13 protein-coding genes are annotated in these 13358 nt (G+C 65.7%); 9 read left to right on the top strand and 4 right to left on the bottom strand.

Going from position 1 to position 13358, the window contains the following annotated elements:
- Window positions 1–6 precede the first annotated feature (6 nt).
- Window positions 7–705: a pirin family protein gene (locus C6A77_RS14675; protein WP_114170117.1), complete on the bottom strand. Its 699-nt coding sequence runs from the start codon at window positions 703–705 to the stop codon at window positions 7–9.
- A 186-nt stretch (window positions 706–891) separates the two neighbouring features.
- On the opposite strand from C6A77_RS14675, the gene C6A77_RS14670 reads away from it, so the two are divergent.
- The 4 genes from C6A77_RS14670 to C6A77_RS14655 all read left to right on the top strand — a co-directional run bounded on the left by C6A77_RS14670 (window position 892) and on the right by C6A77_RS14655 (window position 6847).
- A complete protein-coding gene (locus C6A77_RS14670) occupies window positions 892–3348 on the top strand; it encodes a UvrD-helicase domain-containing protein (protein ID WP_114170116.1) in 2457 nt (818 codons plus the stop codon).
- Between the two features lie 186 nt (window positions 3349–3534).
- Window positions 3535–4461 carry an alpha/beta hydrolase gene (locus C6A77_RS14665; RefSeq protein WP_114170115.1) on the top strand — a complete coding sequence of 309 codons (927 nt, stop codon included), beginning with the start codon at window positions 3535–3537 and terminating at the stop codon, window positions 4459–4461.
- 96 nt (window positions 4462–4557) lie between these two features.
- Entirely contained in the window at window positions 4558–4989 is a 432-nt protein-coding gene (locus C6A77_RS14660; RefSeq protein WP_114170114.1) for a VOC family protein, read from the top strand.
- 178 nt (window positions 4990–5167) lie between these two features.
- The gene (locus tag C6A77_RS14655; protein ID WP_114170113.1) at window positions 5168–6847 is read left to right on the top strand and encodes an MFS transporter; all 1680 of its coding nucleotides are present in this window, start codon (window positions 5168–5170) and stop codon (window positions 6845–6847) included.
- A 67-nt stretch (window positions 6848–6914) separates the two neighbouring features.
- On the opposite strand, the gene C6A77_RS14650 is transcribed toward C6A77_RS14655, so the two are convergent.
- Window positions 6915–7484, bottom strand: coding sequence for a hypothetical protein (locus C6A77_RS14650; protein ID WP_114170112.1), 570 nt, complete (start codon window positions 7482–7484; stop codon window positions 6915–6917).
- A gap of 12 nt (window positions 7485–7496) precedes the next feature.
- Window positions 7497–7883: a VOC family protein gene (locus tag C6A77_RS14645; protein WP_114170111.1), complete on the bottom strand. Its 387-nt coding sequence runs from the start codon at window positions 7881–7883 to the stop codon at window positions 7497–7499.
- Window positions 7884–8132: 249 nt separating this feature from the next.
- On the opposite strand from C6A77_RS14645, the gene C6A77_RS14640 reads away from it, so the two are divergent.
- On the top strand, window positions 8133–9038 hold the full coding sequence (locus C6A77_RS14640; protein WP_114170110.1) for a LysR family transcriptional regulator: 906 nt from the start codon (window positions 8133–8135) through the stop codon (window positions 9036–9038).
- A 43-nt stretch (window positions 9039–9081) separates the two neighbouring features.
- On the opposite strand, the gene C6A77_RS14635 is transcribed toward C6A77_RS14640, so the two are convergent.
- Window positions 9082–9555, bottom strand: a complete 474-nt coding sequence (locus C6A77_RS14635; protein ID WP_114170109.1) for a YMGG-like glycine zipper-containing protein — start codon at window positions 9553–9555, stop codon at window positions 9082–9084.
- A gap of 150 nt (window positions 9556–9705) precedes the next feature.
- Between C6A77_RS14635 and C6A77_RS14630 the strand changes: the two genes are divergently transcribed.
- The 4 genes from C6A77_RS14630 to C6A77_RS14615 are packed head-to-tail and all read left to right on the top strand — an operon-like array spanning window position 9706 to window position 13112.
- Window positions 9706–10302: a paraquat-inducible protein A gene (locus C6A77_RS14630; RefSeq protein ID WP_114170108.1), complete on the top strand. Its 597-nt coding sequence runs from the start codon at window positions 9706–9708 to the stop codon at window positions 10300–10302.
- Window positions 10299–10943 (top strand): paraquat-inducible protein A, encoded by a 645-nt coding sequence (locus C6A77_RS14625; RefSeq protein ID WP_114170107.1) that lies wholly within the window; start codon window positions 10299–10301, stop codon window positions 10941–10943. The genes C6A77_RS14630 and C6A77_RS14625 overlap by 4 nt, the downstream gene beginning before the upstream one ends.
- Window positions 10927–12567 (top strand): MlaD family protein, encoded by a 1641-nt coding sequence (locus C6A77_RS14620; RefSeq protein ID WP_114170106.1) that lies wholly within the window; start codon window positions 10927–10929, stop codon window positions 12565–12567. Before C6A77_RS14625 ends, C6A77_RS14620 begins: the two co-directional genes overlap by 17 nt.
- Before the next feature lie 11 nt (window positions 12568–12578).
- The gene (locus C6A77_RS14615; RefSeq protein ID WP_114170105.1) at window positions 12579–13112 is read left to right on the top strand and encodes a PqiC family protein; all 534 of its coding nucleotides are present in this window, start codon (window positions 12579–12581) and stop codon (window positions 13110–13112) included.
- Window positions 13113–13358 lie beyond the last annotated feature (246 nt).

Raw genomic sequence — 13358 nt, 5'->3', positions numbered from 1 at the left:
CGCGCCTCAGGCCACATCCACCAGCACGATCTCGCTGTCCTCGATGGCGGTTACCCGCAGCACCTGCTCCTGCTCGATCGCCACGCCATCGCGCGCTTTGGCCCGCAGCCCGTTGACCTCCACCAGCCCTTTGGCCGGCACCAGGTAGCCGCGGCGCGCGGCATCGAAGCGGTACTCGGCGGTTTCACCCGCACGCAGGGTGGCCGCCACCAGCCGCGCATCGGTGCGGATCTGCAGGCTGTCTTCATCACCTGCGCGACCGCTGGCCAGCGTCACGAAGCCTTCGCCACGCTCGCCTTTGGGGAACGGCCGGGTGCCCCACTGCGGTGCTTCACCGGTGCGCTCCGGCACGATCCAGATCTGGAAGATACGCGTATCGACGTCTTCCAGGTTGTACTCGCTGTGCACGATGCCGGTACCGGCGCTCATCACCTGGACATCACCGGCTTCGGTGCGGCCTTTGTTGCCCAGGCTGTCCTGGTGGGTGATCGCGCCTTCACGCACATAGGTGATGATTTCCATATCGCGGTGCGGGTGCGGCGGGAAGCCGCTGCCGGCAGCGATCAGGTCGTCGTTCCAGACCCGCAGGTTGCCCCAGTGCATGCGCGCCGGGTCGTAATACTCGGCAAACGAGAAGTGGTGGTGGGCATCGAGCCAGCCGTGGTTGGCGTGGCCGAGGCTTTCGAACGGTCGCAGTTGCAGCATGGTCGTGCTCCTTGAATCAGTGGAATGAGGCCATGATGCGTGAAATAAACATCGAAAATAAGCGTAAATATCGGCTTAAAAGAATCAGTAAAATCGATATTCCTTGCCGGGGTATTTTATCCGCTTCATCGCCTAATCCACTGATTTGCAAGCATTCGCTGGCGATTTTCTGTCGATCCGGCGAACATGCCCGCTGTTTTTTTCTTCAACGGAGTGACCGTGGCCCACGAGCAACCCCAGGCCCCTGCCGACCTTGTCCCTGCTGCCCAATTGCCCTGGCTACGCCGCCTGGTCGCCCGTCTGTTGGGGCGGGGCCTGACCCAGCCGCAGGCGCAGCACCACGCCGATGCCCTGCGTGAAGCGTTCGAGCGCGGGCGGGAGGAGGGCTACGAGGCCGGGCGCCAGGTGCTGGTGATTCGCGATGCCCGCCCCGACAGCGCCGCCGTGCCGGGCCAGGACGACAACCTGTTCGAGGACTGGCGCCTGCCGCTGACGGCCGAGCTGAAAAAGCGCTTCAAGGCCGATGTCGCCCAGCACCTGCCCGCCGAGGCGCAACCCAGTGCCGCGCAATGGAAGCTGATTTTCAGCGACACACCGTCGACCTGCGTGGTGGCCGGTGCCGGCGCCGGCAAGTCCACCTCGCTGGTGCTGCGTATCCTGCTGTTGCGCCATTACCTGGGCTTCGAGCTGGATGCGATGACCGTGGTCACGTTCACCCGCGAGTCGCGCAAGGACTTCATCAAGCGCCTGTTGCAGGTGTTCGCCCTGTGGCAGATCAACCTGCAGCCGCTGCAGGCGCGCGAGCTGGTGCGCACCTTCCATTCGCGCATCCTGCCGCTGGTGCGCAGCCTGCCGGGCTTTGGCCAATTGCGCGCGTTCGAAACGCTGGGCAACGAGATGCCCGCCGGGCAAGAGGCCGAGGCCGACAGCAACCCGTTCGACCTGCGCCTGAACGATGCCCAGCGCCAGCAACTGAACCAGTGCTACAGCAGCCTGCTGGGGGTCAGCCCGCGTTTTGCCGAACTGGTCGGCCTGCTGCGCAGCGAAGCCCTGCAACTGAAGCCGCTGGACCCGAACAACCCCGATGTGCAAAAGCGTGCCCAGGTAACCCAGCTGGCGGCCCAGCGCGACGAAGAACTGTGCGATGTGATCGAGGACCTCTGGTTCGCCGCAGGCGCCTGGCCGATCAACGGTATCGAACCCTGCCGCGAGACGGTCGAGATTCGTGGCAGCCGCTTCCATGTGCATGGCCGCCTGGGCAATCAGGGGCCGTTGCTGGTGCTGGGCTTCGACCCGGCGGAAAGCGCGCAGTACCAGCGCCCCGGGGCCAAACTGGCGGTGCGCGCCGAGTGGGCGGTGAAGCGCACCCTGTTGCAGGCGTTCTGCGACCAGCCGCTGATCTGGCTCGACAACTACGCCATGGCCCGGCGCCTGGCGGCCTCGCTGGCCGGTGATGCCGTGGCCGGCCCCGGCTTCGAATACAAGGTCAAGGGCGAGCTGGCCCCGGCGCCGCTGCTCGACGCCTTTGTCGGCGCGGCCAATTTCATCGAGAATCTCGGCCTGGAGGTGAACGCTGCCGTGGCCGCGATGAGCTTCCCCAACGGCGACAGTGATGCGCTGTTCTTCGAGGCCCTGGCCTTGTACTGGAAGGCCCTGGAGGCGCACCTGCTGGACCAGTCACCGCCGGTGATGAGCTACAACCGCATGTTCGCCCTGTTCGGCGAGAACAACCCGGAAAACCTGCGGCTGCTGCCCGACCCGTTGCTGCGGCCGCTGGCGCACCTGATGATCGACGAATTCCAGGACGTGTCACCACAGATCGTCAGCTGGCTGCGCGCCAGCCTCGCCGAAATCCGCCGGCGCGGCCCGGCGATGCACAGCGGGCGCCAGGCTCGGCATTCGTCGTTGCTATGCGTGGGCGACGACTGGCAGTCGATCTACGGCTGGCGGGGCAGTTCGCCCAAGTACTTCATGGAATTCACCAAGGCCTTCCCGTCGCCGGCCCACACCCGGGTGATGCTGGTCGACAACTACCGTTGCCAGCAGCAGGTGATCGACGCGGCCGAGCATCTGGTCAAGGGCACCCCGGCGATTGCCGGCAAGAAGGCCCGGGCCAGCGGCCCGGCGGCCGGCTTGCCGGGCTCGCCGGTGAAGGTGTTCGACCGCGACGAGGCCGCCCTGGGTGAAACGCTGATCGAGCACTACCAGCGTGGCGAGACGGTGATGATGCTGTACCGCAAGGGCAGCGACCGGGCGCTGATGAACGACCACCTGCAAAGCGTGCTGCACGCCGAGGCGGCGTTGCCGGCCGAGCAACGCCGGCTGCGCCAGCTGACCTACCACAGTGCCAAGGGCTTGCAGGCCGATGCGGTGTTCATGCTCGGCGATTGCCAGTACCTGACCAGCTCACCGTACAAGAACCAGGTGTATCGCCAGGCCGGGCTCGGCAAGCCCGGGGATGCCCAGCCGTTCGATACCGCGCAGCGGGAGGAAGTGCAGCGCCTGGCCTATGTGGCGGTGACCCGCGCGGTGCAGCACTGCTACTGGCATGTGGAGGCGGCCAATGGCGAAGCGGCGGCGCCACGGGCGTCCAGCCAGGTGGATGGTAGGCAGGCATTCTTCGAGGACCTGCGTGGGCAGTGAGGGTCGGTGACGGTTAAGTCACGGTCGGTGACGGGCCAGTGGTGGGCCTGAGCTTGCGCCAAGGTAACGTGTCGGAGCGCTGCATGGCCCGGCGCAAGGGTTGCCGCTGGCGACAGGACTCGAAGGGGCCGGCGGCGTATTCGGCCTGGTGTGGTCGTACCAGGCTCCAAGTCAGGAAGCGTACCCATGCGTTCTTCATCGACACCCAAGGATCACCTGCTAGACCTCAACGGCATTGAAATAGCCGTGCGTTGCTGGGGGCCGGAAGACGGCATCCCGGTGCTGGCCCTGCATGGCTGGCTGGACAACGCCGCCTCGTTCGAGCGCCTGGCCCCGATGCTCGACGGCTGCTTCGTGGTCGCCCCCGACCTGGTCGGCCACGGCCGCTCGGACCATCGCCGCCACGACAGTGGCTATTACCTGTGGGAACACGCCGAGGACATGCTGGCGGTGACCGACAGCCTGGGCCTGGCGCAGTTTCACGTACTGGCCCATGGCATGGGCACCGGCGTGGCGTCGCTGCTGGCGGCCATGACCAGCGGTATCGCCAGCATGACCTTCCTCGACGGCATGGGCGCACCGTTCACGGTGGCCGAGAATGACCGCGTGCAACACCTGGCCCGCGCCTACCGGCTCAAACGCATGGTCCAGCGCAGCCAGTTGCAGGGCTTTGCCGAGCCGGACATGGTCCGCTTCGACGACCTCGATACCGCACTGGCGCAACGCCGCGAACGCCTCGACACCGAGCTGTCGGAGGGTGCCGCGCGGCTGCTGGCGCTGCGCGACCTGCTGCAGCTGGGCGAGGGCTACTGCTGGCGCCACGACCCACGCCTGGTGCTGCCCGAACCGATGCCGCTGACCGAGCGCGAAGCCTGCGACCTGCTGCGCCAGATCCATTGCCCGCTGTACCTGCTGTTTGGCCGTCAGGGCGCATTCAGCGGCGAAGCCTTCACCCGGCGCCAGGCTGCCTTGCCCGCCCAGGCGAAGGTTTCCTGGCACCCGGGCGGGCACCACTTTCACCTGGATGCACCGGACCGGGCGCTGGTCGACCAGCTGCTGCGTATCCTGGCCCGCCATGAAGGCAGCATGCTGCAACGCCTGGTGAACGAGTAGCTGATTCTGGTCACCCTGGTGGGCCTGGGCTATGGTGGTGATTCCCGGCGGGCTTGCCCGCTGGCACAGGTAACCAACGGCCACAAGGAACCCGGCATGCGCCCCTTCACTATCCAGCACATCGACCACCTCGTCCTGCGGGTCAGCGACCTGCCGCGCAGCATTGCGTTCTACACCGAATTGCTTGGCTGCACGGTCAGCCGCGTGCGCGAGGACCTGGGCATGGTCCACCTGGCCACGGGCACGGCGATGATCGACCTGGTGACCCTGGATGGCCCGCTCGGGCAGCCTGGTGGGGCGGCGCCGGGCGCCGAGGGGCGCAACCTGCACCATTTCTGCCTGCGTATCGAGCCGTTCGACGAGCCGGCACTCACGGCCTACCTGCAAGCCGCTGGCGTTACCGTGGAACCTGCCGAAAAGCGCTACGGCGCCGAGGGCGAGGGGCTGTCGCTGTACTGCTACGACCCCGATGGCAACCAGGTCGAGCTGAAAGGGCCGGTACCGGCAACGCTGACGCCGGGGGCGTGAAGCGTGCCAGTGGATATCCCGACAAAGCCTATTATGCTTCAGATATCTTGCTGCGATCCGAGGCGGTCTGCCTCGTCGTGCTTCGCATAACCAAAGCAAGCCCCCCCCGGGCCTGGGTGCGATGGTGCAACAGCTGTGAGGTGCTCCCGGCCTGCATGACGACATGACGGAGGCACCCATGGCGGTTCTCGACAGCGCATCCACGGGCAGTAGCGCGCCCCAACGCGGTATCACCAAAGAGGAGCGCAAGGTCATCTTCGCGTCCTCCCTGGGCACGGTGTTCGAATGGTACGACTTCTACCTGTATGGCTCACTGGCGGCGATCATCGCCAAGCACTTCTTCGCCGGGGTCAATGAAACCACATCGTTCATCTTCGCCCTGCTGGCCTTCGCCGCCGGCTTTGCCGTGCGGCCGTTCGGCGCCATCGTGTTCGGCCGCCTGGGCGACATGATCGGGCGCAAGTACACCTTCCTCATCACCATCGTCATCATGGGCCTGTCCACGGCCGTGGTCGGCCTGCTGCCCAGCTACACCACCATCGGAGTGGCCGCGCCGGTCATTCTCATCACCCTGCGCCTGCTGCAGGGCCTGGCCCTGGGTGGCGAGTACGGCGGCGCGGCCACCTACGTGGCCGAACATGCACCCAAAGGCCGGCGCGGCTTCTTCACCGCCTGGATCCAGACCACCGCGACGCTGGGGCTGTTCCTCTCGCTGCTGGTGATCATGGCCTGTCGTACCGCCATGGGTAACGAGGTGTTCGAGGCCTGGGGCTGGCGCGTGCCGTTCCTGCTGTCGATCCTGCTGCTGGCGGTTTCGGTGTACATCCGCATGCAGCTCAACGAGTCGCCGGTGTTCATGAAGATGAAGGCCGAGGGCAAGGCGTCGAAGGCGCCGCTGACCGAATCGTTCGCCCGCTGGGACAACCTCAAGGTGGTGATCATGTCGCTGCTCGGTGGTACCGCCGGCCAGGCCGTGGTGTGGTACACCGGGCAGTTCTACGCGCTATTCTTCCTGTTGCAGATGCTCAAGATCGAGCCGCAGACGGCCAACCTGCTGATCGCCGGCTCGTTGCTGATCGGCACGCCGTTCTTCATCTTCTTCGGCAGCCTGTCCGACCGTATTGGCCGCAAGCGGATCATCATGGCGGGCTGTATCATTGCGGCGCTGACCTACTTCCCGATCTTCAAGGCCCTGACCCAGTACGGTAACCCGGACGTGTTCGTTGCCCAGGAGCAGAACCCGGTGGTGGTGGTGGCCGACCCCGAGCAGTGCGCGTTCCAGTTCGACCCGGTGGGCAAGGCCAAATTCACCAGTTCGTGCGATATCGCCAAGAGCCTGCTGGCCAAGCGGGCCATCCCCTACACCAACCAGGCGGCCGAGGCTGGCAGCGTGGCGCAGATCCGCATTGGCGAACGGGTCCTGCCAAGCTTTGATGGCAGCAGCCTGGCAGCTGCGGACTTCAAGGTGCAGAGCGAGGCCTTTACCGCGACCCTGAGCGGCGCATTGAAAGAAGCGGGCTACCCGGAAAAAGCCGACCCGGCGAAGATCCACTACCCGATGGTGCTGTTGCTGCTGACCATTCTGGTGATCTACGTGACCATGGTCTACGGCCCGATCGCCGCCTGGCTGGTGGAGCTGTTCCCGGCGCGTATCCGCTACACCTCGATGTCGCTGCCTTACCACATCGGCAACGGCTGGTTCGGCGGCTTCCTGCCGACGGTGGCATTTGCCATGGTGGCGGCGACCGGAGACATCTATTACGGCCTGTGGTACCCGATCGTGATCGCGCTGATGACGGCGGTGCTGGGGATCTTCTTCCTCCCGGAAACCAAGGACCGGGATATCACCCACACTTGAAGGTTGAGGCTGCCCCTACCGGGCTATTCGCGGGCTTGCCCACGAAGCGGCCGGTAAGGGCAGCCCATCAATCAAAATACCCGCGCAGCCCGAAGGCATACCCGGTATCCACGCCAGCAGCCTCGCCCCGGCTCCAGCGCTTCTTCAACACGAACTCGAACGCCGGCTCGTACAGCCCGTCCCGCACCAGCGCACCCGCCAGTACCTCGACGTCATACCAGCCATTGTCCAGCTCGATGATCGGCCGCCCCGGCACCTGATAGCGCGCCATCAGGTCGCCCAGCGTCTTTGGCGTGAAGTGCTGCAGGATGCGCCAGGTGTACAGCATCAGCGCACCGTGCTCGACGCGCAGCACATAGCCATTGCGGCGGTGTTTCAGGCGGCTGCCGGGTTCGCGCAGGGCCGGGGTGTGGCTGTCCAGCGTGAACAGGATGCGGTAGGGCAGGTTGTCGACCCCGGCCAAGGGCAGCACGACACCCTCGCGCACGGCCTGGTCGCCGCTGTCGCCATGGGTGAATGCATGGGCCAGGTCGTCGGGCAGGTCATGGTCCCGCTTGAAGCGCTCGAGCAACTGGATATCGCCCAGCAGAAAATAATCGACCAGGTCATTGAGGACTTCGCTGAATTCATGGCGCATCTGAGAACGCCGCTAGTGCTTCTGAGCGATCTGGATCAGATTGCCGCAGGTGTCGTCGAACACCGCCACGGTGACCGGCCCCAGGTCGGTAGGCGGTTGGGTGAACTGCACACCTGCCGCGCACAACCGGGTGTATTCGGCCTGGATATCGCGTACCCCGAACGAAGTGGCGGGAATGCCGTCCTGCTTGAGCGCGGCCTTGTAGGTTTTGGCAGCCGGGTGCGCATCGGGCTCCAGCAGCAGCTCGACGCCGTTGGGGTCGTTGGGCGAGGTGAGGGTCAGCCAGCGATGGCGGCCCATGGGGATGTCGTGTTTGGGCTCGAAACCCAGTACGTAGTGGTAGAAAGCCAGTGCCTTGGCCTGGTCGTCGACGAGAATGCTGGTGACCACGATCTTCATAGGCGCACACCTCTTGCCTGGAACCGATGACTATCAGTAAAGACGTTCAGCGGTAATTGACCAGCGAATCAGCCTTTGCAGCGATGGCCATGCGCTGGAGGCAGCAGGCGAGGGGGCAAGCTTCCCCTACGAAAAAGCTGTTCAAGGCATAGGTAAAACATTTGTTCGCCGTCGCCCGGGCGCGGGCTGCCAAGGGTAAAGTGTCAGGCATGATCCCAGCGCGCCCAGACCGGCGTCAGAGAGGTGCCCGTGGCTGCCTACACCCTGCGACAACTGAAGTACTTCGTCACCACAGTAGAGGCCGGTAGCGTCGCCGAGGCTTCGCGCCAGCTGTACATCGCCCAGCCGTCCATCTCCACGGCCATCAAGAGCCTGGAGGAAAGCTTTGGTGTGCAGCTGTTCATCCGCCACCACGCCCAAGGCGTGTCACTGACCCCCAGCGGCAAGCGCTTCTATGCCAAGACCCGCTCGCTGCTGCAGATGGCCCACGAATTCGAGCAGAACGCCCTGGCCGACAACGACACCGTGGCCGGGCAAATCGACATCGGCTGTTTCGAAACCGTGGCCCCGCTGTACCTGCCGCGGCTGATCGCCGGCTTTCGCCAGCGTTACCCGGGCGTGGATATCCGCCTGCGTGATGGCGAGCAGCAGGAGCTGATCCAGGGCCTGACCGCCGGCACCTTCGACCTGGCGTTTCTCTACGACCATGACCTGGACGGCACCATCGAGGCCGAGCCGCTGATGCCGCCGCAGAAGCCTTATGTGCTGCTGCCCGAGCACCACCGTTTCGCCGGCCAGGCCCAGGTGTCGCTCCGTGACTTGTGCCCGGAGCCGATGATCCTGCTGGATGTCGCGCCCAGCCGCACCTACTTCGTCAGCCTGTTCAACGAAATGGGCCTGACCCCCAACATCGTCTTCAGCTCGCCGTCGATCGAGATGGTGCGGGGCATGGTCGGGCAGGGCTTCGGCTTTTCGCTGCTGGTGACGCGGCCGCATTCGCCATACACCTACGACGGGCAACGCCTGGCCATGCTGGACATCGCCGAGCCGGTGGCGTTGTCGGGGCTGGCGGCAGCGTGGTTGAAGCGGGTGCAACTGACCAAGCCGGCACAGCTGTTCGTCGAGTTCTGCCGGGAAGAACTGGCGAAGTTCTGAAAGCGGCACGCCATGCTTGCCCTTGGCATGGCGTGCCGGCTGATCAGGGGTTGACCTGATAGCCGCGCCCTTGCAGGCAGCCGCTGTAGGCACTGGCATGGGCCTGGGTTTTCGCCTCGTCCTGGCCGCGCCGGTCCTGGCGGCGGTCCTGCCGCTGGCGCATGCCGCCGACTGCGGCCCCGGCGGCAGCCACTTCACCGGCACGGTTCTGCCGGTATTGCTGCTTGGCGTCGTCACCGACCCGGTCATACAGCTCGTCATGCTGGTTGCCGCGCACCCGCGCGCCTGCCGCGCCGGCAACCGCCCCGGCGGCGGCACCGCGGACCCGGCCACCGACATGCGGGTCGTTGGACGTCGCAGCGCTGTTCGCCGCGTTGCTCGCGACGGTATTGCAATCGTTGATATCCAGTTGCATCTGCTGGCTGCTCTGGCCCTTGAGCGGCACCACCGACTGCGCCTGGGCTGCCGATGCCGCGCACAGCAGCACCAGCAGGTAACGCGATGTGAACCTACGCATGGCACACCTCCAGCGGGCGGGATCCCGCTTCACAGGATAGTTCGCCTTTGCCGCAGTGATGGCAGTTTCGCCCAGATGGTCTAAACCGGATAGCAAGCGCCGCTTGCCCGCGCACCTTCGGCCCGAATCAGGGCGACTTGTGGAAGCACCATGAGCCAGACCCAGCACCTGATCATCTGCGAGTACTGCGACACGGTGTACCACCGTGCGCCGCTGCTCAGGCACCAGCGCGCCGTCTGCCAGCGCTGTGGCGGCGTGCTGTACCGGCACAGCGCGCTGACCGTGCAGCAGCGGCTGGCCCTGAGTGTCACGGGCGGTGTGCTGCTGGTGCTGGCCAACGCCTACCCGGTGATGACCATCGGCATGCAGGGCCTGACCCACTCGGCGACCTTGTGGGACTCGGTACAGATCCTCAGCCACGGCAGCATCACCTTCATCGCCCTGGTCATGGCCTTGTCGATCATTTTTGCGCCAGTGCTGCAGATTGCCTTGTTGTGCTGGGTATTGAGTTTCGCCCTGGCCGGTCAGCGCGCGCCCGGTTTCGCCTTGTGCATGCGCAGCCTGGAAGGCCTGCGGCCATGGAGCATGCTGGAGGTGTGCCTGCTGGGGGCGATGGTGGCGGTGATCAAACTGGCGGGGTTGCTCGATGTGATTCCCGGCATCGGCCTGCTGGCCCTGGCCGCGTTGAGCATGTTGATCATCCATATCGCCGGCAAAGACATCCGTGACTTGTGGGAGCAGGTATGAACAGCCCGGCCAACGCCGACGACCTCGGCCTGTGCCTGTGCCATGGCTGTGGCCAGGCCTGCGAACTGGGCAGCGGCGCGCACACCTGCAACCGCTGCGGCGCCGCCATTCACCGGCGCAAGGCCAACGCCATCAGCCGCGGCTGGGCGTTTCTGCTGGCGGCGCTGATTTTCTACATCCCCGCCAACCTGCTGCCGGTGATGCACACCGAAATGCTCGGCAGCGGCAGCGAAAGCACCATTGGCGGCGGTGTGCTGGAGTTCTGGGAGGCCGGCGCCTGGGACATCGCGCTGATCATCTTCATCGCCAGTGTGGGCGTGCCCGCCATCAAGTTCTTCTCCCTCGGCCTGCTGCTGTTCACCGCCCAGCGCGGCTCTACCTGGGCCTGCCGCCAGCGCGCGCAGCTGTACCGCTTCGTCGAGCTGATCGGTTACTGGTCGATGCTCGATGTGATGGTGGTGGCGCTGGTGGCGGCGCTGGTGCAACTGCGCGGGCTGGGCACCATCGAGCCCCGGGTGGGCATTCTGTTTTTCGGCATGGTGGTGGTCCTGACCATGTTTTCTGCGATGAGCTTCGACCCACGCCTGATCTGGGATCGCCGTGCCAACGAGGGGGGCCGCATCGATGGGGCAACAGACTGACAAACACGACGGCGCCGGGCAGGTCGAGGTGCGCACCCGCCGCTGGAGCGTCTCGCTGGTATGGATCGTGCCGATTGTGGCGATCCTGATCGGTGCTTCGCTGGTGGTGCGCAACTGGATGCAGCAGGGGCCGGTGATTGCCATTTCCTTCCATACCGGGGAAGGGCTGGTGGCGCACAAGACCCAGGTCAAGTACCGCAGCGTGGTGATCGGCGAGGTCACGACGGTGGACCTGGCCGACGACGGCAAGAGCGTGGTCGCCAAAGTGCAGCTGTCCAGCGATGCGCGCGCGTTCGCCACCCAAGGGGCGCGCTTCTGGGTAGTGCGCCCGCGTATCGGTGTGGGCGGCGTTTCCGGCGTGGACACGCTGCTGTCGGGCAGTTTCATCGGCGCCGATGCCGGCGAATCGAAAGCGCCGGCGAAGTCCTTCATCGGCCTCGAGCTGCCACCGCCGATCACCTATGACGAAAAGGGCAAGCGCTTTGTCCTCAGCGCCAGTGACCTGGGTTCGCTGGATGTCGGCTCGTCGATCTACTACCGCAAGATCCCGGTGGGCGAGGTGGTGTCGTTTGCCCTGCAGGAAGACGGCAAGGGGGTGGAGATCGGCGTCTTCGTGCAGGCTCCCTACGACAGTTTCGTCACTGCCGACACGCGCTTCTGGAACGCCAGTGGCGTGGACATGCAGATCGGTGCCAACGGCCTGAAGGTTGACACCGAATCGCTGTCGTCGATTCTGGTGGGCGGGCTGGCGTTTGGCTCACCCGATTTTGCCGCGCAAGCCGAGCCCGCCGCCGACCAGGCGCGCTTTCAGCTGTTTGCCGATCGCGACAGTGCGCTGGCACCGCCCAGTGGCCAGGCGCAGTACCTGCAGTTGCGCTTTGACCAGGCCATGCGCGGCCTGTCGGTGGGCGCTCCGGTGGAGTTCAAGGGCGTGGAGTTTGGCCGGGTCACCTCGGTCAAGCTCGACTACGATGCCGCCCGGCAAACGTTCCCGGTGGTGGTCGATGCGGTGATCTACCCGCAGCGCCTGGGGCCGGTGCACCGCAAGATGCTGGCTGTGTTCAAGCATGCCGAAGGCGACCTGGATGGCGCGCGCCGGCTGATCGGCACCTTCGTCGAGCATGGCCTGCGGGCGCAGGCGCGCAGCGGCAATCTGATCACCGGGCAGATGTTCATTTCCCTGGATTTCTACCCCGATGCACCGAAGGTTGCATTCGACAAGACCGCCGAGCCGATCACCATTCCCACCCTGCCTGGCAGCCTGGAGCAATTGCAGGAACAGTTGCAGCGGGTGGTGGAGCGCATCAGCAAATTGCCGCTGGAGAGCATTGCCAGCAATCTTGACGGCAGCCTGCGTGAGTTGCGCGCCAGCCTGAAGCAGTTCAATGGCCAGACGCTGCCGGACGTGAAGGTGGCGCTGGACGAAGTGCACCAGACCCTGCGCACCGCCAATGCAGCCATTTCCGAGGACTCGCCGCAGCGCGAGCGGATGGGCGAAACCCTGGACGAACTGGAGCGCATGTCGCGTTCGCTGCGTGACCTTGCCGATTACCTGGGCCGGCACCCCGAGTCGCTGATACGTGGCCGGCCGAAAGCGGCAGGGGCCGCCGGTCTTGAACCCTGAGGAGATAGCCGATGCAACGACTGCGCAATGTCTGTGGGGCCGGCTTGCTGGCGGTGCTGGCCGGCTGCAGTACCCCGAACAATTATCACACGCTGGTCCCCAGCGAGCCGGTGCGCGACAGTGGCCAGCGCATCCAGGTGGCGAGGGTGGCCGTGCCGCCGCAGGTGGACCGCCCGCAGCTGGTGGTGCGCCAGGGGCAGAGCGGCTTGGCGATCCTCGAGACGGAATGGTGGGGGGCCAACTTGGTAGATGAATTCCGCAGCGCCCTGCAGGACCAGCTGGGCGGGCCGGTGGCTGGCGGCAAGGCGTCGCTGCGGGTGGATGTGCAGCGCTTCGACAGCGTGCCGGGGCGCTACGCCGCGCTGGAGGCAGTGTGGCGCCTGACACGCGCGGGTGACGCCGAGCTGACCTGCCGGACGTCGCTGCAGACCCCGGCGGACAATAGCATCACCGGCCTGGTCAACGCCCATCAGGCCAACCTGCGCAAGCTGGCCGAGGCAGTGCGCGGCAGTGCGCGCCAGGGCAGCTGTACCCGCCCTGGGTGAGGGACGCGGTTTCCGGTGTTCGCGGCCACGGCCGCTCCCACAGGTGCCGCGTAAGCCCGAAGCTTGCGCCGACGACGCGGTGGATGGCACCGGCTGCGCCGGTGTTCGCGGCCACGGCCGCTCCCACAGGTTTAGCGTAAACCCGAAGCTTGCGCTATCCCTTGTGGGGGCGGGCGCGCCCGCGAAGCGGAGGACGCGGTGGATGGCACCGGCTGCGCCGGTGTTCGCGGCCACGGCCGCTCCCAC

This window comes from Pseudomonas sp. AFG_SD02_1510_Pfu_092 (genome assembly GCF_003331055.1).
Lineage (GTDB): Bacteria > Pseudomonadota > Gammaproteobacteria > Pseudomonadales > Pseudomonadaceae > Aquipseudomonas.
Note: the sequence above shows the minus strand (reverse complement) of the source record. Positions and strands in the feature narration are given on the sequence as shown.